The following is a 19,819-nucleotide window of genomic DNA, read 5'->3' as shown; positions in this document are numbered from 1 at the left end:
GACAATACCCCTATGTGGTCGAAACCTTCATTGCCTCCAGAACTGCGGCTGAGGTTGCGACCCAGCCGAAGATGCCGCCCTGGGCCTTGATCATCTTCAGGCCCATCTCGTGAAACTCGGGGAAGTAGGATGCGCAGCCGTCCGACATGACGACGCAGCGGTAGCCGCGGTCATTGGCCTCGCGCACTGTGGTGTTGACGCACACTTCGGTGGTGACGCCGCACACCAGCAAATTCTCGATGCCGTATTTCTCCAGCACGTCGCCGAGCTCGGTGGCGTAGAACGCGCCCTTGCCGGGCTTGTCGATCACGATCTCGCTGTCGAGCGGATAGAGCTCAGGAATGATGTCGTGACCGGCCTCGCCGCGAATGAGGATGCGGCCCATCGGACCGGGGTCGCCAATGCGCAAAGACGGCGCGCCGCGTTCGACTTTCGCCGGCGGCGCGTCGGAGAGATCGGGCAGATGGCCCTCGCGGGTGTGGATCACCAGCATGCCGGTGTCGCGCGCCGCCGTCAGCACTGTGCCGATCGGCTTCACCGCGCGCGCAAGCTGGCTGACGTCGTTGCCGAGCGTCTCGCCGAAGCCGCCGGGCTCCATGAAGTCGCGCTGCATGTCGATGATGAGAAGCGCGGTGCTCGGCCAGTCGAGCCTGATCGGCTCGGGCTCGGCGCTGATGACGCCCAATGTCGACTTGCTCGAGTCCAGCATGACGCCCGCCCCTCGCGAGAACTCTCTTTGCCGGAGTTCTGCAAGCGCCGTGCCATTGTGTACAATTGCGGTGGAGCGCCGGACGCGAGGGAATTCGTTGTGTAGTCAGAAGGTTACGCAAGCGATCGGCGCCTGCATATTCCCTGTGCGACGCTTCCCCGCGTGCATCTGCTTAAAGGATGGGCGGCCGATTGGCAGCATTCTTCCCTTCTCCCCTCACAAGGGGAGAGGGTGCAGCCATCGCTCCTACGCCCCATACAGCTGCCGATACTCTTCCTCGTACGGCGCATAGGAGTCCTTCATCGTCGCCATGTTCAGCAGCATGGTGGCCACCATGGTGCCCGCCTTGTCGAACACGCGTGTCCTGACCCAGGCGCTTTCGGTGCGGCGGCTGCCGGAGAGCGCGACCACCTCGCGCTCGACTTCGTACTCCTCGCCCTCGAAGAGCGGGCCCTTGATCAGCCGGATCTCCTGATCGGCGAACAGGCCGACGGCCGGGCCCTTGGCCGGGAGCGGATCGTCCTTCGAGCGATACTGGAACAGCACGCTCAGCATCTCCATCGGGATGATCGGTCTGCCCCAGGGGTTGCCGGCGCCGGAATAGTACGGCGAATTCTCGGTGATGACGGCGAGCTTCTGCCGCAGCGAGAACGGATAGAGGTCGCCCATGGTCTGATCGAACGCCATGCGGACCGTCTGTCGCTTGCCGGTCTGCGCCACCTTGACGTCGCGCAGGATCACGGGATCGGCGAGCGGCTTGAGCTCGGCGAGGCGCGCCTCCAGCGCAGTCGCTGCGTGCGGTTCACCGACCGAAGCCGTGCCGCGCAGCACCTCGGTGCCGTCGCGCTTGACCATCTGGATCTGGCACTGGCTTGTCCCGGGCAGTGGCTTCGACAGAATCGCCTGCACCTCCTCGCCCTCATAGCAGACGCTGCGATAATGCGCGGACAGGCAGCCGGTTTCGAACCAGGTGTGTCCCCACAGCTGCGCGCAGAGCGGAGCGAACTGGCTGAAATGCGTCGGGCCTTCGATGGTGCCGCCCTTGAAGCCGAGCTTCTGCGCGGTGGCGTCGTCGTGAATGGACGCGTGCGCATCATAGGTTTGCGCTTGCAGCATCTGACGCGGCTGGCGCCACGGTCCAATCAGGGCCTCGGCCGTCGCTGTGATCTCGGTGTCGAATGCGTTTGCAGCCATGATGTTCTCCACTGGAAGCCATGACTAGCAGGAGCGCCACGGATGCGGCCAGCGATATTGACTTCGCCGGCCCATGCTCTTGACTGGCATCTCTCGCTTCGCAAAGCCGCAAGCCTCCCGCGGCGCAAAATCCCTCGCCGGACTACCACACAAGGACTGCCGAAATGACGCTGTTGCAGGTCGAGCTGGACGACAAATACCGGCTCGAATCGAAGCGGATCTTCCTGTCCGGCACACAGGCTCTGGTTCGCTTGCCCATGTTGCAGCGCGAACGCGACCGGCTCCAGGGCCTCAACACCGGCGGATTCATCTCCGGCTATCGCGGTTCCCCGCTCGGCATGTACGACCACGCGCTGTGGCGCGCGAAGTCGCACCTCCAGCAGCATGACATCGCCTTCGTCCCTGGCCTGAACGAGGATCTGGCGGCGACTGCGGTCTGGGGCAGCCAGCAGGTCGGCTTGTTTCCGGGCGCCAAGGTCGATGGCGTATTCGGCATCTGGTACGGCAAGGGCCCAGGCGTCGACCGCTCGGTCGATGCCCTCAAGCACGCCAACGCCGCCGGCACCTCGCTCAACGGCGGCGTGCTTGCGCTGGCCGGCGACGACCACGGCTGCCAGTCCTCGACGCTGGCGCATCAGAGCGAGCAGGTGTTCGCAGCTGCGCTGATCCCCGTGATCAATCCGGCGACGCTGCAGGACTATCTCGATCTCGGCCTCTACGGTTTTGCGCTGTCGCGCTTCTCCGGCTGCTGGGTCGGCTTCAAGGCGATCAGCGAAACCGTGGAGAGTTCGGCGTCGATCGACAGCGACCCTGAACGCATCAAGATCGTGCTCCCTGACGATTTCGAGATGCCGCCCGGCGGCCTCAACATCCGCTGGCCCGATCCGCCGCTGGAAGCGGAGCGGCGCCTGTTCGGCCCGAAGATGGCTGCGGTGCAGGCCTTCGCCCGCGCCAACCAGCTCGACCGCATCGTGCTCGATTCCAAGCCTGCGCGGCTCGGCATCGTCGCGACCGGCAAGGCCTATCTCGATCTGCGCCAGGCGCTGGCTGATCTCGGCATCACCGACAAGGACGCGCAGGACCTCGGTCTTCGCATCTACAAGGTTGCCCTGACTTGGCCGCTGGAAGAAAGCGGCGCCAAGCGTTTCGCCGATGGTCTTCAGGACGTGCTCGTGGTCGAGGAGAAGCGCGGCTTCATCGAAGACCAGCTGATGCGCATCCTCTACAACATCGATGCATCGCGGCGCCCGACGATCACGGGCAAGCGCGACGAAAGCGGCGCGCCGCTGCTCCCGAGCGAGGGCGAGCTGACGCCGACCATCGTCGCCGGCGCGCTGGTGGCGCGCTTGCGCAAGCTCGGCCATCACAGCCCGGTGCTGGAGCAGCGCCTCGCCCGGCTCGAGGCCTTTGACAATCCGGTCACCACCGGCACGCAGATCAAGCTGGCTCGCACGCCGTTCTTCTGCTCGGGTTGTCCGCACAACACCTCGACCCGCGTGCCTGAAGGCAGCCGCGCCATGGCCGGCATTGGCTGCCACGGCATGGCCCTGAGCATGCCGACACGCCGCACCGATCTGATCTCGCATATGGGCGCCGAGGGCGTGAACTGGATCGGCCAGTCGCCCTTCACGAGCGAGACGCACATCTTCCAGAATCTCGGCGACGGCACCTACACCCATTCCGGGCTGTTGGCGCTCCGCGCCGCCTCGGCCGCCGGCATCAACATCACCTACAAGATCCTTTATAACGACGCCGTCGCGATGACCGGCGGCCAGCCCGCCGAAGGCGCATTTAACGTCGCGCAGATCGCGCATCAGGTCTGGGCCGAGGGCATCAAGCGCCTGGCAATCGTCTCGGACGATCCGGGCAAGTATCCGCAAGGGAACTACTTCCCGCAAGGCGCGACCATCCATCACCGCCGCGAGCTTGATGCTGTCCAGCGCGAGCTGCGCGACATCAAGGGTCTCACGGTCGTGATCTACGATCAGACCTGCGCCGCGGAAAAGCGCCGACGCCGCAAGCGCGGGCTTTATCCCGATCCCGCCAAGCGCGCCTTCATCAACGACCTGGTCTGTGAAGGTTGCGGCGACTGCTCGCAGGCCTCCAACTGCGTCTCGGTGCAGCCGCTGGAGACCGAGTTCGGCCGCAAGCGCCAGATCGACCAGTCGAACTGCAACAAGGACTTTTCCTGCGTCGAGGGCTTTTGCCCGAGTTTTGTCACCGTCCATGGCGGTTCGCTCAAGCGCATGAAGACTTCGGCCGTCGATTCCGGCCAGCTGTTCGCCGATTTGCCGCTGCCGCCCGCACGCGAGCTGGACGCGCCCTACAACATCCTCGTCACCGGCATCGGCGGCACCGGCGTCATCACCATCGGCGCCCTGCTCGGCATGGCGGCCCATGTCGACGGCCGCGGCTGCTCGGCGCTCGACTTCACCGGCCTGTCGCAGAAGAACGGCGCCGTGATGAGCCATGTCCGCATCGCACGGAAGCCTGAAGACATCTCCGCGGTCCGCATCACCACCGGCGGCGCCGACGTCATTCTCGGTTGCGACATGATCGTCTCGGCCGGCCCCACCGCGCTCAGCCGCGCCGAACGTGGCGTGACCAAAGCCTACATCAACGCCGATTTGCAGCCGACCGCGAGCTTCGTGCAAAACCCCGATCTCGACTTCGAGATGGGCACGATGCAGACCGTGCTGCGCGACGCCGTCGGCGACAAGAACCTCGATATTATCGACGCCACGGGCATTGCCGCCGCGCTGATGGGCGACAGCATCGCCACCAACCCCTTCATGCTCGGCTTCACCTTCCAGAAGGGCGCGATCCCGCTGTCGCTGGAGGCGCTGCTGCGCGCCATCGAGATCAACGGTGCCGCGATCGAGATGAACAAGCTCGCCTTCACCTGGGGACGCCTGGCCGCCCACGACATGTCGCGGGTGCGCAGCGTGCTGCAGTTCAAGAGCCGAGCGTCGGCGCCGACGAAGTCGCTCGACGACATCATCGCGACGCGCACGGAGTTTTTGACCAGCTATCAGGACAAGGCCTATGCCGACCGCTATCTCGCGGCCGTCGCCAAGGTACGCAAGGCGGAAACATTCGCCTCTCCCGCGTCAACCGAGCTGACCGAGGCCGTCGCGAAAAATCTGTTCAAGCTGATGTCCTACAAGGACGAGTACGAGGTCGCCCGGCTCTACACCGACGGCAGCTTCGCGAAGAAGGTCTCGGAGAGATTCGACGGCGACTTCACCCTGAAATACCATTTGGCACCACCGATCTTCGCCAAGCGCGACAAGTCGACGGGCCGGCTGCAGAAGCAGGAGTTCGGCGGCTGGATGATCCATGCCTTCCGCGTTCTCGCCAAGCTCAAGTTCCTGCGCGGCAGCGCGCTCGATCCGTTTGGCCGCACCGAGGAGCGCCGGACCGAGCGCAAGCTGGTTGAGGATTATCTGGCGATGATCGATCAGCGGATGGCCGGGCTGAAGGCAGAGCAGATCCCGCTGCTGGCACGCCTCGCGCGCGTGCCCGAGGCGATCCGAGGCTTCGGCCACGTCAAGGAGGCCAACATCAAGCTGGCGGCGGCCGAGACGGCGCGGCTGGAGGCGGAGCTGGAGAACAGCCGTTTTGCGGCGGCGGCGGAGTAGCGGCTAAGAACGCAGGCTCTCTCCCCGTCATTGCGAGGAGCCCTTGCGACGAAGCAATCCAGAGTCTCGCCACATACTCAGTGCATCGCCCGGCTTGCCGCCTTCGCTGAAGCTTCGGCGTGCCAAGCGCTCGTGTGCTCGTGTGGGCCGCGGCGTAGCCTTGGCGGAGCCGGGACCGGGCGATCCAGTACTCCGAGGCGGTTGTGATTGAACCGATGGGCCGCGGCGTACTGCATGCCCCGCTTTCGCGGAGCATGGCAGCGGTGGAAATAGCTAAACCGACGCCGACACGCCTGCAGCGGTCTCACGTGTGACGCTTCCCTCCGCCAGATGCCTTCCTGCGATATATCCAAACACCAGTGCCGGCCCCAGCGTGATGCCCGGTCCCGGATAATTCCCGTTCATGATCGAGCCCATGTCATTGCCGCAGGCATAAAGGCCCGCAATCGGCGTGCCGTCCGCGCGCAGCACCCGGGCTTGCGGATCGACCTTCATGCCGACGGCCGTGCCGAGATCGGCCGGATGGATGCGCATCGCGAAGTACGGGGCGCGGAGGATGGGCGCGACGCAGGGATTAGGCTTGTGGCTGATATCGCCGAGGTGGCGCTGATAGATGGTGCTGCCGCGGCCGAATTCGCCATCGCGCCCCTCCTTCGCGCCTTCGTTGTAGCTCGCGATCGTCGCCGCCAGCACCGGCGGCTTGATGCCGATCTTCGCCGCCAGGCCCGCGATATCAGGCGCCTCGATCAACTCGCCGCTCGCCACATAGCGCCGATAGCTCCGCGTGAACGGCCTGATCCGGCCGAGGCCGTAAGCCCACAGGAACCGGCGATCGCAAATCAAATAGAACAGCCGGTCCGGCTCGGCATTGCCGTCGCGCAGCATGGCCAGCACGAATTCGTGGTAAGACAGCGCCTCGTTGACGAAACGTCGGCCCGCTGTGTTGACGGCGATCACGCCGGGCTTGGCGCGGTCGGCCACAAGGTGCGGGAACACGCCGCGGCTGCCGTCGGCGCGGCGGAATAGCGAGGCCGGCACCCAATAGGCCGGGCTGGTCGCATCCGCATTGAGCGCGGCGCCTGTCGCTGCCGCCAGCCGAAGTCCGTCGCCGGTGCTGGAAGGGTTGGTCGCCGAGACGAAGCCAGCCGCCGCCGGGAAAAAGCGCTTGCGCAATACGGCGTCGTGCGAGAACCCGCCGGTTGACAGCACCACGCCGCGGCGCGCTGCGATCGGCCGGTCGCGCGAGCCATGACGGATCACCACGCCACTGACGCGGTCGCCCTGCATCGAGAGGTCTTCGACATCGGCGCTGAAGAGAACTTCAACCTGCCGCGCCAGCAGCGAAGTATAGAGCTGCGCGGCAAGTGCGTTGCCGAGATACAGCGACGTGCCGCGCGGGCTCCGCAGCCGCTGCAGCGCATATCGAGAGATCAGCCGCGCCGCACGCAGGGTCGAGCGCAGCGATTTTCCAACACTGCGCAAATGCGGAACGTCGCGAGGATCGACCATCATCCCGCCGAACAGCGTGAACTCCGGCAACGGTGGCCGCAATCGCGCAAAAGCGCCGCCGAGCCGCGTGCCGTCGAAACCGACCGGCTCCAACACGCGGCCGCCAGCCGTTGCGCCCAGCCGCTCCGGATAACAATCCGGACAAGCCTTCACCGGCTGGAGGCGAACTTCCGTATTGGCTTCGAGATAGGTGATCGCCTCGGGCCCGCGCGCGAGGAAGGCGGCACGCAGACCGGCATTGGCGGGCTCGGGCACCGTGCTCGACAGATATTGGACGGCATCCGCGACGCTGTCGGAGAGCCCGGCCTCCCTCATCCTGGCATTGGCCGGAATCCAGACCATGCCGCCGGACCAGGCGGTGGTGCCGCCGACGAACGCGGTCTTCTCGATCACCAGCACGCGCAGGCCTTGCGCAGCGGCCACGGCCGCCGCCGTCATGCCGCCGGCACCGGCGCCGATGACAATGACGTCGTAGGTCTCATGCGCCGGCATCATGCGGCGGGTTTCCGAAGGCGAGGCATGACACCGTCATACCCCGCCTCGCCCGTCCCACGCTAGCGCTGCGGCTTGCGCTCGATCGGGTCGATATCGATCGCCCGCAGGCGGCCGAGCCGCAGCACGTCCATGGCGAGCCGCCGGCCGATGCGGTCGCGGTCGAGCACGCGGATCAAATCGTCGACGCCGTTGATCTCAACGCCGTCGAGCCTGATGACGACGTCGCCAGGCAACAGGCCCGCCTTCGCCGCCGGACCATCCGGCTCGATCTGCGCGAGCAATGCGCCCATCTTGTTTTCGATGCCGGCCAGCACCGCATGCCGCCGTGGGATCGGCGCGGTCTGTCCGGCGACGCCGATATAGGCGCGACGGACATAGCCGTGGCGGATGATCTCCGACAGCACGAATTGCGCGGTGTTGCTGGCGACCGCGAAGCAGATGCCTTGAGCGCCGTTGATGATGGCGGTGTTGATGCCGATCACCTCGGCATTCGACGACAGCAGCGGGCCGCCGGAATTGCCAGGGTTGAGCGCGGCGTCGGTCTGGATCACGTCCTCGATGGTGCGCCCGCTCACCGAGCGGATCGAGCGGCCGAGCGCCGAGACCACGCCGGCGGTCACGGTCGATTCGAAACCGAGCGGATTGCCGATCGCGATCACGAGCTGGCCGCGGCGCAGCGTCTTGGAATTGCCGAGCGCGGCATAGGGCAAATGGCGCACGCCGTTGGCGCGCAGCAGCGCAAGATCGGTATCGGGATCGACGCCGAGCACCTGGGCTTCGCCGACATGGCCCTCGACGTCGCGCAGCCGGATCTCCTTCGACATGCCGACCACGTGGCTGTTGGTGAGGACGAGGCCATCAGGCGAGATCACGATGCCCGAGCCGAGCCCGCCGCGCTCACGGCCGTTCGGCACTTTTGGCCCGGTCTCGACACGCACGACCGCGGGGCCGACCCGGTCGGTCACATCGATCACGGCATTGGAATAGGCGTCCAGCAACGCCCGGTCATCGGCCGGCGCAGATGCTGTCGTTCGCGATGACGCGGCGTCATCGACGGTATCTGAGGTGAAATCCAGCATGGCAAGAGTCCTTGAAGGCTCACACAGATGGTGGCCTGTGCCCGGCCGCGCAAGGTGCCCGTCGGGCGCGCAGGGCTGGACTGCCCAGATGGCTAGGGCGCCCGCCGCAGCGTGCCTGCCCTCGCCTTCACCGGATCGAGCAGCGACCAGTCCCCATCCGGAAGCACATGGCCCTTCGGGAATGGCGCCCGCAGCTCGATCCCCAGCGAACCCAGCACGCGGTCGTCGCGGTAGTAGCATTGCAGCACGACACGGACGAGCGTCGCGGCGGCGACGCCGCCGTGCTTGCGAAACTCCTGCGCCACCGCATCGCGTCTGGTGGCATCGAGCTCGGCGAGCGGCGCTCCTGCCAGCCGCGCCAGATCATCCAGCGCGGCCGCGACCAATTTGGTATCGCGGCCAAGCGTTGCGAGCATATCTGCCTGGATCGCGGGATCGTCGGCGCCGGGCACCTTGTACTCGCCGCTGGCGGGAACGATCATCGCGGCGATGCTGCGGAGGTCGTCGCGTTGGGTGCGCGTGAGATTGTCTGCGGACATGGCGGCCTTAATCAAACAAATTGGCGAGGCGCTGCTTCATCTGGTCGGCGATGTAGAGCGCGAGGGCCTGGATGGTGGAGGTCGGGTTCACGCCGCCCGACGTGACGAAGATGCTGCCGTCGACGATGAAGAGATTCTTGACGTCGTGCGTGCGGCCCCATTCATTGACCACGGAGCGCTCCGGGTCGGTGCCCATCCGCGCGGTGCCGAGCAGGTGCCAGCCGCCCCAGGGGATCGGCGAATTGATGCAGATATCGGTGGCGCCGGCGGTCTCCAAAATCTCCCGGCCGCGCGCCAGCGCATGCTCCATCATCTTCCGGCTGTTCTCGCTGATGGTGTAGTCGATCTTCGGCGCTGGAATGCCGTGGCTGTCTTTCAGGACGGGATCGAGCGTGACGCGATTATGCTCCTCCGGCAGATCCTCACAGATCGCGGAAAATCCGAGCCGGTGGCCGTTCAGCTTGCGGAAGACGCGGTGATGATCCTCGCCCCAGGGCAGAATGCCCTTCTGCTCGCTGACGACGGCCTCGAACACCGGCCCAGCCCCGCGCACGAACTGAACGCCATAGCCGCGCACGAAGCCGCGCGAGGGGTCCGTATCGTACCACTGCTTGCTCCACAGGCAGGTCGGCGGCGCGCGGTTGCTATCGGTCGGCTCCTTCACATAGCCGTAGATCTGCGCATAGGGATGGAACATCAAATTCTTGCCGACGAGGCCCGACGAATTGGCAAGGCCGTTCGGAAAGCGGTTTGACGCCGAATTCAGCAAAAGCCGCGGCGTGCCGACGCCGTTGCAGGCGATGATGACGACATGCGCGGGCTGGAACTGCTCGACGCCGTCCTTGTCGTAATAGACCACGCCGGAGGCCATGCCACTCTCGTCGGTGGTGATCTCACGTACCCGGCAATGGGTGCGCAGCTCGACGCCGGCACGGATCGCCTGTGGCCAATAGGTGATGTCGGTGGAAGATTTGGCGCCTTGCGCGCAGGCCGGCGTGCAATGGCCGAGATTGATGCAGCGCGCCCGGCCCTCATAGTCCATCGTCGCGACCGTCGTATCCGACGGCCACCAGTGCCAGCCGAGCTTGTTCATGGCCTTGCCGATGATGGCGCCGGACAATCCGAGCGGCTGTTGCGGCATCGGCGGATGCGTCAGCGGCGAGAGCGGATCGCCTGACAAGCCCGACGTGCCCATGATCCGATCGTTCTCCTCGAAGAACGGGGTCAGCGCGTCGTAATCGATCGGCCAGTCGTCGGCGACGCCGTCCAGCGTCCTCACCTTGAAATCGGAGGGATGCAGCCGCGGCCAGTGCGCGGTGTACATCACCGTGGAGCCGCCGACCGCGTTGTAGTTCACGACCTTGATCGGCGAATTGTCGTCGTTGATCGGATAGTCCTCGGGCCGGCCGCGCACGTTCGGGCTCGACGACCACTCGCCGTAGAACTTGGCCTCCCAGTCCCGGCCCGTGCTGGGATATTCCGCCGGGTTCATCCAGCCGCCCTGCTCCAGGCAGAGAATGTGCATCTTGGTCTCGGCCAGCGACCACGCCACCGCCGCGCCCGAAGCGCCGGCGCCGATGATCAGGACGTCCACGGGGTCTTTCATCGCAACCTTTTCCTCCCGCCCTCGCCGCTTCCCGGGCGATTCGGCCTGCACGGTCCGCAAGGCCTGCGAACGATAGGGTCAGAGCGGGCGGGGAGTAAAGCCGCGGGGCCGGAATGTCGCACTTCGCAGGGCGCAGACCATTGGTATCGCCACGTCCGGATGCTAGGAACAGGCGCACGAGCAATCGATAGCGAGACCGTATGTCCTTCCGAAATGTCTTTGCCGCCGCCCGCGCTTTTGCGCTCGTTTTGTTTTTCGCCTTGTCCGGAGTCCTGGCGTCTTCCGAGCCGGCTTCCGCGCTGACCGCCGCCGCGACAGTCCGCGACGGCAACTCCATCCAGCTTGGCGACGTCACCTACCGGCTTGACGGCGTCGACGCGCCCGAGCTCGACCAGGTCTGCATCGACGACCACGCCGATTCCTGGACCTGCGGCATCGAGGCTCGCGACCAGCTGGCGAAGCTGATCAACAAGCGCTCCGTGCGCTGTGACGATGTTGGGCCGGAGAAGAGCTTTGGCAAGCGGCACCGGGCGATCTGCACGGCCGAGGGCGACAAGGCCAGCCTGAACGAACAGCTGGTCAAGCTCGGCTTTGCCGTCGCGCGGGAGCCGATCAAGGCGAACGTCAAGCCGGCCGTGGCCGAGGCCAAGTCGGCCGCCGCCGGGATCTGGAAGGGGTGTTTTGTTGCGCCGCAAGACTTCCGCGGGGGCAAGAAGGACGGCGCACTGCTGGGCGCCGCCTGCCGTCCGGACCGCGACAAGGAAATTCGCGCCGTGCTGTTCCCGGAGGAGCTGACGATGCCGCCGAGTTGCAGCATCAAGGGAAAGCTCGCGGTGCGCGCACGCGTCACCGGCAACATCGGCATCTATCATCTGCGGGGTTGCCCGAGCTACCCCGCGACCACCAAGCCGGACCGCTGGTTCTGCTCGGAGGACGATGCCCAGGCGGCCGGCTTCCGCAAGGCCTACAACTGCCGCCGGCCGAAGTGAAAAATTCCCTCACGCATCCGTGAGTAGTAGTCCATGACCGTATTGATCCGGAATTGAACCCCTTCGCGAGTTGCTGCACTCATAAAGGTACGCAAGCGCTTGCGCGGGCGTTTCCTTGGCAGCAATCCGGCTCCGGCCTGATTGCCCTGCTTGGGCGTTTCCTCCCTAGACTTGGGCCGCTTGTCACAACAAGCGGCTCTTCTTTTTTGGGCGGTGCTATCACTGCATCCGCATGATCTGGTCCATCGGCGGCATGTTCGCGTTCAGATGCGCCATGATCCAGACCGTGCCGCCCACCACCAGGAAGACCACCAGCAGGCCGAAGGCCAGCGCCAGCACGTTGTTGGTGTTGTCGGGACCGGTCGTGATGTGCAGGAAGAACACCAGATGCACCCCCATCTGCGCGATCGCCAGCACGATCAACGCAACCGGGATGGAGGGTTGCCAGACCAGATCGGTGCCGGCAATGAAGAACGACGTCGCCGTGAGCAGCAGCGCCAGGACAAGGCCGACGACGTAGCCGAGAATGCGGGTGCCGACGCTGTGTTGCTCTTCCTCGCCCGGCGCGAGGTCGTGGTCGCTCCGCGCGTGGCTCTGATCGCTCATGCGGCACTCCCAAGCAAATAGACGACGGAGAACACCCCGACCCAGACGATGTCGAGCGCGTGCCAGAACAGCGCAAAGCACATCATCCGGCGCAGGACGTCGGCGCGGAAGCCCTTGGCAAACACCTGGGCCATCATGGTGAGGAGCCACAGCACGCCGGCCGAGACATGCAGGCCATGGCAGCCGACCAGCGAGAAAAACGCCGTAAGGAAGGCGCTGCGCGACGGGCCATAGCCGCGCGCGACGAGGTCGGCGAATTCGCGGAACTCGATGACGAGGAATATCAGCCCGAGCACGCAGGTCACGGTCATCCCGAGATAGAACCAGAACCGGTTGCGCACATCGGCCGCGATGCTGGCCATGCCGCAGGTGAAGCTCGACAACAGCAGGCACACGGTCTCGATCGCGACGTTCCTCTGCTCGAAAATCTCCGAGCCCTTCGGGCCGCCGGCCGTCTGCCCGGACAACACCGCGTAGGCCGCGAAGAAGCAGGAGAACATCACGATGTCGGAGAGCAGGAAAATCCAGAAGCCGTAGGCGGTCACGATCCGCTTCGAAGCGGGTCCGGGGTGCTCGATGACGAGCCCGATGTGATGGGGATCGGCATGCGCGTGGCCGGCGGTCGCAGTCATCGTCATCAGACCGCCCCCGCCATGCTGACGAGGCTGCGTCGTTCCTCGAGATTGATGCGGTCGATCGCTGCGACCTCCTCCGCGGGAATGACGTATTCGTCATGGTCGCGCCAGGCGAAAACGACGAAGGTCGCGAACGCGCCGAGACCGCCCAAAATCACCATCCACCAGATGTGCCAGATCAGTGCAAAGCCCATGACGGTGGCGAAGAACGCGCAGACGAAGCCGGTCGGAGAATTCCTGGGCATCTCGATGTCCTGATATTCCGGCCTGTCGCGTTCGAGCGATTGCTGCTGGGCATGGACTTTCATGTCCCAATAGGCGTCCTCGCCGCGCACATCGGGATTGAAGGCGAAGTTGAACACCGGCGGCGGCGACGAGGTCGCCCATTCCAGCGAGCGGCCGTCCCAGGGATCGCCGGTACGGTCGCGCAGCGCCTCGCGGTTGCGGATGCTGACCACGAGCTGCATGATCTGGCAGATCACCCCGATCGTGAGCACGGCCATGCCAATTGCTGCAACGATCATCCAGGGCCGCCACGCCGCGACGTCATAATGCTGCATGCGCCGGGTCATGCCGAGCATGCCGGCGATGTAGAGCGGGATGAAGGTGATGAAGAAGCCGAGGAAGGTGAACCAGAATGCCAGCTTGCCCCAGCGTTCGTCGAGGCGGAAGCCAAACGCCTTGGGAAACCAATATTCGAAGCCGGCGAAGGCGCCGAACAACACGCCGCCGATGATAACGTTGTGGAAGTGCGCCACCAGGAACATGCTGTTGTGAAGCATGAAGTCTGCGGGTGGCACCGCGAGCAGGACGCCGGTCAATCCACCGATGATGAATGTCACCATGAAGCCGACCGCCCATAGCATCGGCGTCGCGAAGCGGATGCGGCCGCCATACATCGTGAACAGCCAATTGTAGATCTTCACGCCGGTCGGCACCGCGATGATCATGCTGGCGATGCCGAAGATGGCGTTGACGTCCGGCCCTGCCCCCATCGTGAAGAAATGATGCAGCCAGACCATGAAGGAGATGACGCAGATGGCCATGGTCGCAAGCACCATCGAGCGATAACCGAACAGCGCCTTGCCGGAGAAGGTCGAGACCACCTCGGAGAAGATGCCGAAGGCCGGCAGCACCAGGATGTAGACCTCCGGATGTCCCCAGGCCCAGATCAGGTTCATGAACATCATGACGTTGCCGCCGGCCTCGTTGGTGAAGAAGTGAAAGCCGAGGTAGCGGTCGAGCAGCAGCATCGCGAGCGTGGCGGTGAGGATCGGGAAGGCCGCGACGATGAGCAGATTAGAGGCCAGCGTGGTCCAGCAGAACATCGGCATGCGCAGATAATTCATGCCCCTAGTGCGCAGCTTCAGCACCGTGGTGACAAGGTTGATGCCGGCGACCAGCGTGCCGACGCCGGATATCTGCAGCGACCAGGCGTAATAGTCGACGCCGACGCCCGGCGAATAGGACAGCTCCGACAGCGGCGGAAAGGCGAGCCAGCCGGTGCGCGCGAACTCGCCGATCACGAGCGAGAGATTGACCAGCAGCGCACCGGTCGCGGTCAGCCAGAACCCGACCGAGTTGAGCGTCGGGAAAGCGACGTCGCGCACGCCGAGCTGCAGCGGCACGATCAGGTTCATCAGCCCGATCACGAACGGCATCGCCACGAAGAAGATCATGATGGTGCCGTGCGCCGAGAAGATCTGGTTGTAGTGCTCCGGCGGCAGGTAGCCCTGCGACTGGTAGGCGACGGCCTGCTGGATCCGCATCATGATGGCGTCGCTGCCACCGCGCAGCAGCATCACCGAGGCCAGCAGAATGTACATGACGCCGATGCGCTTGTGATCGACGCTGGTGATCCATTCGATCCAGAGATAGGGCAGATGCCCTTTCACCACGACCCAGGTCAGCACGCCCAAGATCGCGACCAGCACCACTGCACCCGCGACCAGCGGGATGGGCTGATCGAACGGAATGGCCGACCAATCGAGCTTACCGAGCATCATGGCCTCCACTGTGCGGACGGCCTGCATCGGAGAGCAGCTCCGGCCCCGGTCCCGGCGGAATGTGCTGGGTCGCGATCAGGTCGAACAGGCGGGGATCTTCCAGGCGATAGATTGGCCTGCCCTTCTCGACGCCCTGCTGCATCAGCTTCTTGTAGCTGTCCTCATTCAGCACGGCATCGGTCTTCGCCGTGGTCGTCACCCATTCAGGAAAGGCGAGCGGGGAGACCACGTTGACGTCGAACATCATGTCGGGAAAGCCGTCGCCGGAGAAATGCGCGGACAACCCCTGCAGCTTGCCTTCGTTGTCGGCGCGCAGGTTCAGCTTCGTCACCATGCCGTTCATGGTGTAGATCATGCTGCCGAGCTGCGGGATGAAGAACGTGTTCATCACGCTCGACGACGTCAGCTGAAAGTTCAGCTCGGCGCCGGCCGGCACGGTCAGCGTGTTGACGGTGGCGATGCGCTGGTCCGGATAGATGAACAGCCATTTCCAGTCGAGCGAAACCGCTTGGATCCGCACCGGGCTTCCGGTCCCCGGCACCGGTGCTGCGGGATCGAGTTGATGCGAGCCGATCCAGGCGACGCCGCCGAGCAGGATGACGGTGAGCGCAGGGATCGCCCACACCACCATCTCGACCCGGCCGGAATAGACGAAGTCAGGCTGGTAGCGCGCTTTTGGATTCGAGGCGCGAAACCAGAACGCAAAGCCGAGAATCGCGAAAATGGTCGGCACCACGATCACGAGCATGATGAAGACGGAATCGACCAGAATGGTGCTGTTGGCCGCAGCCACGGGCCCTTGTGGGTCGAGCAGATTCATCGGCAAGCCACTGGCGGTTGGGAAGCCCCGGGACAGAGCCTAGCGCGGGAAAGGCTCCGCAACAAACGCGGCGACCTCAGAACGGTTCCTGAACCGCAAGGGCCAGCCATGCGCGTTGGGCCCGCGCAACATGCAATTCCATGCGATGTCAATGACATGAACGCAGAAGCCGCGCCCTTCTCCCAGGTCGGGACGATTGCTAATCTGCACGAAAATAATGAGAAATACGGGATCAGGGAGTGAACCGAGATGCGCTTGAAGGACAAGGTCGCCATCGTCGTCGGAGCCGGGCAAAGCCCCGGCGAAGGCATGGGCAATGGCCGCGCCACCGCGCTGACCTTCGCGCGCGAGGGCGCAAAGGTCTTGTGCGTCGATCATCATCTGGAATCGGCGCAGGAAACGGTGGCGATGATCACCGCGAAACATGGCACCGCCGCGGCCTTCAAGGCCGACGTCACGAAGTCGGCCGACATCAAGGCGATGGTCAAGGACGCCCAGTCGCGCTGGGGCCGGATCGACGTGCTGCACAACAATGTCGGCGTCAGCCTGTCCGGCGGCGATGCCGAGCTGCTGCAACTGACCGAGGAAGCGTTCGACCGCGTCGTCGCCATCAATCTGAAAAGCTGCATTCTGGCGGCAAAAGAAGTGATCCCGATCATGCGCGCGCAAGGAAGCGGCGCCATCATCAACATCTCCTCGATGGCGGCGATCACGAATTATCCTTACGTCGCCTACAAGGCGACGAAGTCGGCGATGATCGCCTTCACCGAACAGCTCGCCTACCAGAACGCCGAATACGGCATCCGCGCCAACGTCATCCTGCCCGGCCTGATGAACACGCCGATGGCCGTCGACACCCGCGCCCGCGAATGGCACAAGACCCGCGCCGAGGTCGAGGCCGAACGCGACAGCAAGGTGCCGCTGCGCAAGAAAATGGGCACCGGATGGGACGTCGCGAACGCTGCGCTGTTTTTGGCGTCGGATGAGGCAAACTTCATTACGGGCGTGACGCTGCCGGTGGATGGTGGGGCCAGCGTGAGACGGGGGTAGAAGCTGCCGGTGCGGTGCGCCACCCTCTCCCGCAAGGGGAGAGGATGCACCGTCACTGCGGCGCGTGCGTCACCCGCCAGATCGTGCCGTTGCCATCCTCCGAGATCAGCAGCGATCCGTCCTTCGCCACCGCGACTCCCACCGGCCGCCCCCACACTTCCATGTCGCTGACGACAAAACCCGTGACGAAATCCTCGTACTCACCCGTCGGCTTGCCGTCCTTGATCCGGATGCGGATCACCTTGTAGCCGGTGCGCTTCGACCGGTTCCAGGAGCCGTGCTCCGCGGCGAACGCGTCGCTCTGATACTCGGGCGGAAACTGCGTGCCCTGATAGAAAATCATGCCGAGCGAGGCCGAGTGCGGCTGCACCAGCAGATCGGGGACCGTCACCTTGTCCTTGATATCCGGCCGCGCACCGGCGTGGCGTGGGTCTTCGTTGGCGCCGATATAGAACCAGGGCCAGCCGTAGAACGCGCCTTCCTTCACGCTGGTCACGTAGTCGGGCACGAGATCGTCGCCAAGGCCATCGCGCTCGTTGGTCGAGCACCAGGGCAGACCGGTCTGCGGCTGGATCGCAAGGCCGACGCAATTGCGGATGCCGGTGGCGTGGATCTTCCGCTCCTTGCCATCGGGATTGAAAGCCAGCACCGCCGCGCGTTCGGTCTCACTGGCCCAGGCTGCGCCGAGCGGTTGCGTTTTCGCCCACGCCTCCATCCCGCCCGGGGGCGTGCCCATGCCTTCCGCAACGTTGCTGAGCGAACCGACGGAGACCAGCATGCGCTTGTTGTCGGGCGTGAAGACGATGTCGCGGGTGGAATGACCGCCGTCATGCGGCAGGCTCGGCACGATCGTCTCGGCCTTGCCGCGCGCCTTGAGATCGCCGGCCTGATAGGGAAAGCGGACGACGCTATCGGTGTTGGCGACATAGACCCATTGCGGATTGTCCCCGTTCGGGAAGAAGGCGATGCCGAACGGCTGCCTCAGGCCGCTGGCAAACACCTCGTTGGTCGCGAGCTTGTTGCCCTCCCCGGCCCGCAACACACGGATGGTGCCGGCCCGCGTCTCCGCGACGAAGACGTCGCCATTCGGCGCAACCCTGATGATGCGTGGCGCGCGCAGTCCTTCGGCGAACAGTTCGATCTTGAAGCCCGCCGGCACCTGAAGCGCAGCCTCGGCCGGGCGCGGCACCACGCGCGACGAGCTCGCAACCGACCGCGTGGCGCCGGGCCTGACCAGATCCCGCGGCCGGATCAGCCTGACCGTGCCGGGCTTGTCGGCCCGCCAATCGCCATAAGCGTCCTTGCCCTGCAACACCGGCTCGGCCTGCGCACCGGTAGCAATCAGTAGCCCCGCGAATATCGCGACGGACAAAATTCTGCTCTTCAAATTGTCCTCCCGGCCTGCAATCTCGACCATCGATACCACCGCGGCAGGTCGAAGCTCTGCCGCATCCCACGTCAGCTGATGCCCGCACGATGTGCATCAGCTGCGCCCATCGTACTGGAAAACACCGCGGATAGGTGCGACACATTGTATGGGCGGGGGTTGCGGTCATCAAAGCTGCGGCATCGCTGTCGCAATCGACGGGATGATCATGTGGGGATCCATCATATCGGAATGGGCGAGCCTGCTGCTGCGCTGGCTTCACGTGGTGGCGGCGATCGCCTGGATCGGCAGTTCCTTCTATTTCATCGCCCTCGACCTCAGCCTCAGGCCCAAGGGCAACCGAACGAGTGACCTGCCCGACGGCGTCCAGGGCGAAGCCTGGCAGGTCCATGGCGGCGGCTTCTACCGGATCATGAAATATCTGGTGGCTCCCAACCAAATGCCGGACGAGCTGACCTGGTTCAAATGGGAGGCCTACACCACCTGGCTGTCCGGCTTCGCACTGATGGTGGTGGTGTATTATCTCGAGGCCGATCTGTTCCTGGTCGACAAGTCGATCCTCGATCTCACGCCGTTCCAGGCCGGCCTGTTCAGCCTCGCGAGCCTGGCTCTGGCGTGGCTGCTCTATGAAGCCGCCTGCCGTACCGGCCTTGCCCAGCGCGAGCTGCCCTTCGCCATCGGCGGCTATCTGTTCCTGGTCGCGCTGACCTATGCCTTCACCCATGTGCTGAGCGGCCGCGGCGCCTTCAACCAGATCGGCGCCATCATCGGCACCATCATGGTGGCCAATGTCTTTGCGCTGATCATCCCCAACCAGAAGAAGATCGTGGCCAGCCTGATCGCGGGACAGGCGCCGGATCCGAAGCTCGGCAAGGCCAGCAAGGAGCGCTCGGTCCACAACAACTACCTGACGCTGCCCGTGGTCGTGCTGATGATCAGCAACCACTATCCCCTGCTCTATGCCACGCGCTTCAACTGGATCATCGTCGCCATCATCCTGGCGCTGGGGCCGGTGATCCGCCACTTCTTCAACGAGCGCCACGCGGGGCGGAAATCGCCATGGTGGGTGTGGGGCGTCGCGGCAATCGGCGTGATTGCGATCCTCTTCCTCTCCGCCGCCGGACCGCGCGAGGTCAAGTCCGGCGCGCTGCCGACACAGCCGACCCTTGCCGCTGTCGAGGAGATCGTGATGTCCCGCTGCAGCATGTGTCACGCGGCTGAGCCGGTCTGGGCCGGCATCGTGACCGCACCGAAGGGCATCCTGCTCGATGCGCCCGAGCACATCCATCGCAACATCCGTCTGATCGGCCGCGTCGCGGCCTGGTCGAGCGCGATGCCGCCCGGCAACATCACCGAAATGACCGGCGAGGAGCGCGCGATCCTCGCCGCCTATCTCGAGCAGGCCCGCTGATGCTGCCCGCGCGGCGATCATTTCGCGGAATGAAATTCCGCATCTCCCACTGAATTGAAAATGACTTGACCGCCTATCCGGCGTAGACAGGACCAGCGGCCGCCGACGCGGCCCAAAGTCATTTGCATGCGCGGGGAAAGAAC

The 19,819-nt window shown here is 64.8% G+C and carries 15 protein-coding genes; 4 read left to right on the top strand and 11 right to left on the bottom strand.

Going from position 1 to position 19,819, the window contains the following annotated elements:
• Positions 1-10 precede the first annotated feature (10 nt).
• Together A3AS_RS0138205 and A3AS_RS0138200 are read right to left on the bottom strand one after the other, a co-directional pair.
• Positions 11-709, bottom strand: coding sequence for a cysteine hydrolase family protein (locus A3AS_RS0138205; protein ID WP_018322701.1), 699 nt, complete (start codon positions 707-709; stop codon positions 11-13).
• Between the two features lie 246 nt (positions 710-955).
• A complete protein-coding gene (locus A3AS_RS0138200; protein ID WP_026202797.1) occupies positions 956-1,903 on the bottom strand; it encodes a hypothetical protein in 948 nt (315 codons plus the stop codon).
• Between the two features lie 164 nt (positions 1,904-2,067).
• Between A3AS_RS0138200 and A3AS_RS0138195 the strand changes: the two genes are divergently transcribed.
• Positions 2,068-5,544: an indolepyruvate ferredoxin oxidoreductase family protein gene (locus A3AS_RS0138195; RefSeq protein WP_018322699.1), complete on the top strand. Its 3,477-nt coding sequence runs from the start codon at positions 2,068-2,070 to the stop codon at positions 5,542-5,544.
• Positions 5,545-5,817: 273 nt separating this feature from the next.
• Here the strand turns inward: A3AS_RS0138195 and A3AS_RS0138190 are convergent, their stop codons facing one another.
• From A3AS_RS0138190 to A3AS_RS0138175, 4 genes are all read right to left on the bottom strand, one after another.
• On the bottom strand, positions 5,818-7,548 hold the full coding sequence (locus tag A3AS_RS0138190; RefSeq protein ID WP_018322698.1) for an FAD-dependent oxidoreductase: 1,731 nt from the start codon (positions 7,546-7,548) through the stop codon (positions 5,818-5,820).
• Between the two features lie 59 nt (positions 7,549-7,607).
• Positions 7,608-8,627 (bottom strand): S1C family serine protease, encoded by a 1,020-nt coding sequence (locus A3AS_RS0138185; RefSeq protein WP_018322697.1) that lies wholly within the window; start codon positions 8,625-8,627, stop codon positions 7,608-7,610.
• Positions 8,628-8,719: 92 nt separating this feature from the next.
• A complete protein-coding gene (locus tag A3AS_RS0138180) occupies positions 8,720-9,166 on the bottom strand; it encodes a hypothetical protein (RefSeq protein ID WP_018322696.1) in 447 nt (148 codons plus the stop codon).
• Between the two features lie 7 nt (positions 9,167-9,173).
• Positions 9,174-10,772 (bottom strand): GMC family oxidoreductase, encoded by a 1,599-nt coding sequence (locus tag A3AS_RS0138175; protein ID WP_018322695.1) that lies wholly within the window; start codon positions 10,770-10,772, stop codon positions 9,174-9,176.
• 200 nt (positions 10,773-10,972) lie between these two features.
• Here A3AS_RS0138175 and A3AS_RS0138170 point away from each other — a divergent pair, with 200 nt between their 5' ends.
• Complete coding sequence (locus tag A3AS_RS0138170) at positions 10,973-11,761, top strand: thermonuclease family protein (protein WP_018322694.1); 789 nt, start codon at positions 10,973-10,975, stop codon at positions 11,759-11,761.
• A 219-nt stretch (positions 11,762-11,980) separates the two neighbouring features.
• On the opposite strand, the gene cyoD is transcribed toward A3AS_RS0138170, so the two are convergent.
• The 4 genes from cyoD to A3AS_RS0138150 are packed head-to-tail and all read right to left on the bottom strand — an operon-like array spanning position 11,981 to position 15,828.
• A complete protein-coding gene (cyoD, locus tag A3AS_RS0138165) occupies positions 11,981-12,367 on the bottom strand; it encodes a cytochrome o ubiquinol oxidase subunit IV (RefSeq protein ID WP_018322693.1) in 387 nt (128 codons plus the stop codon).
• Positions 12,364-13,005 carry a cytochrome (ubi)quinol oxidase subunit III gene (locus A3AS_RS0138160; protein WP_018322692.1) on the bottom strand — a complete coding sequence of 214 codons (642 nt, stop codon included), beginning with the start codon at positions 13,003-13,005 and terminating at the stop codon, positions 12,364-12,366. Before A3AS_RS0138160 ends, cyoD begins: the two co-directional genes overlap by 4 nt.
• Positions 13,005-15,005: a cytochrome o ubiquinol oxidase subunit I gene (gene cyoB / locus A3AS_RS0138155; RefSeq protein WP_026202796.1), complete on the bottom strand. Its 2,001-nt coding sequence runs from the start codon at positions 15,003-15,005 to the stop codon at positions 13,005-13,007. Before cyoB ends, A3AS_RS0138160 begins: the two co-directional genes overlap by 1 nt.
• Positions 14,995-15,828 (bottom strand): ubiquinol oxidase polypeptide II, encoded by an 834-nt coding sequence (locus A3AS_RS0138150; RefSeq protein WP_018322690.1) that lies wholly within the window; start codon positions 15,826-15,828, stop codon positions 14,995-14,997. Before A3AS_RS0138150 ends, cyoB begins: the two co-directional genes overlap by 11 nt.
• A gap of 249 nt (positions 15,829-16,077) precedes the next feature.
• Between A3AS_RS0138150 and A3AS_RS0138145 the strand changes: the two genes are divergently transcribed.
• Positions 16,078-16,878: an SDR family NAD(P)-dependent oxidoreductase gene (locus tag A3AS_RS0138145; protein ID WP_018322689.1), complete on the top strand. Its 801-nt coding sequence runs from the start codon at positions 16,078-16,080 to the stop codon at positions 16,876-16,878.
• 52 nt (positions 16,879-16,930) lie between these two features.
• Here A3AS_RS0138145 and A3AS_RS0138140 read toward each other — a convergent pair whose 3' ends face one another.
• The gene (locus A3AS_RS0138140) at positions 16,931-18,295 is read right to left on the bottom strand and encodes a PQQ-dependent sugar dehydrogenase (RefSeq protein WP_018322688.1); all 1,365 of its coding nucleotides are present in this window, start codon (positions 18,293-18,295) and stop codon (positions 16,931-16,933) included.
• A gap of 178 nt (positions 18,296-18,473) precedes the next feature.
• On the opposite strand from A3AS_RS0138140, the gene A3AS_RS0138135 reads away from it, so the two are divergent.
• Positions 18,474-19,676 (top strand): urate hydroxylase PuuD, encoded by a 1,203-nt coding sequence (locus A3AS_RS0138135; protein WP_026202794.1) that lies wholly within the window; start codon positions 18,474-18,476, stop codon positions 19,674-19,676.
• Positions 19,677-19,819: the final 143 nt, after the last annotated feature.

This window comes from Bradyrhizobium sp. WSM2793, assembly GCF_000379585.1.
Taxonomy (GTDB): domain Bacteria; phylum Pseudomonadota; class Alphaproteobacteria; order Rhizobiales; family Xanthobacteraceae; genus Bradyrhizobium.
Note: the sequence above shows the minus strand (reverse complement) of the source record. Positions and strands in the feature narration are given on the sequence as shown.

Bases quoted from the DNA above. Each gene is read 5' to 3' on its own strand.
- cyoB (WP_026202796.1), bottom strand. From the start codon at position 15,005: ATGCTCGGTAAGCTCGATTGGTCGGCCATTCCGTTCGATCAGCCCATC.
- A3AS_RS0138140 (WP_018322688.1), bottom strand. From the start codon at position 18,295: ATGGTCGAGATTGCAGGCCGGGAGGACAATTTGAAGAGCAGAATTTTG.
- A3AS_RS0138205 (WP_018322701.1), bottom strand. From the start codon at position 709: ATGCTGGACTCGAGCAAGTCGACATTGGGCGTCATCAGCGCCGAGCCC.
- A3AS_RS0138200 (WP_026202797.1), bottom strand. From the start codon at position 1,903: ATGGCTGCAAACGCATTCGACACCGAGATCACAGCGACGGCCGAGGCC.
- A3AS_RS0138185 (WP_018322697.1), bottom strand. From the start codon at position 8,627: ATGCTGGATTTCACCTCAGATACCGTCGATGACGCCGCGTCATCGCGA.
- A3AS_RS0138150 (WP_018322690.1), bottom strand. From the start codon at position 15,828: ATGAATCTGCTCGACCCACAAGGGCCCGTGGCTGCGGCCAACAGCACC.
- A3AS_RS0138170 (WP_018322694.1), top strand. From the start codon at position 10,973: ATGTCCTTCCGAAATGTCTTTGCCGCCGCCCGCGCTTTTGCGCTCGTT.
- A3AS_RS0138135 (WP_026202794.1), top strand. From the start codon at position 18,474: ATGTGGGGATCCATCATATCGGAATGGGCGAGCCTGCTGCTGCGCTGG.
- cyoD (WP_018322693.1), bottom strand. From the start codon at position 12,367: ATGAGCGATCAGAGCCACGCGCGGAGCGACCACGACCTCGCGCCGGGC.
- A3AS_RS0138190 (WP_018322698.1), bottom strand. From the start codon at position 7,548: ATGATGCCGGCGCATGAGACCTACGACGTCATTGTCATCGGCGCCGGT.
- A3AS_RS0138180 (WP_018322696.1), bottom strand. From the start codon at position 9,166: ATGTCCGCAGACAATCTCACGCGCACCCAACGCGACGACCTCCGCAGC.
- A3AS_RS0138195 (WP_018322699.1), top strand. From the start codon at position 2,068: ATGACGCTGTTGCAGGTCGAGCTGGACGACAAATACCGGCTCGAATCG.
- A3AS_RS0138175 (WP_018322695.1), bottom strand. From the start codon at position 10,772: ATGAAAGACCCCGTGGACGTCCTGATCATCGGCGCCGGCGCTTCGGGC.
- A3AS_RS0138160 (WP_018322692.1), bottom strand. From the start codon at position 13,005: ATGACGATGACTGCGACCGCCGGCCACGCGCATGCCGATCCCCATCAC.
- A3AS_RS0138145 (WP_018322689.1), top strand. From the start codon at position 16,078: ATGCGCTTGAAGGACAAGGTCGCCATCGTCGTCGGAGCCGGGCAAAGC.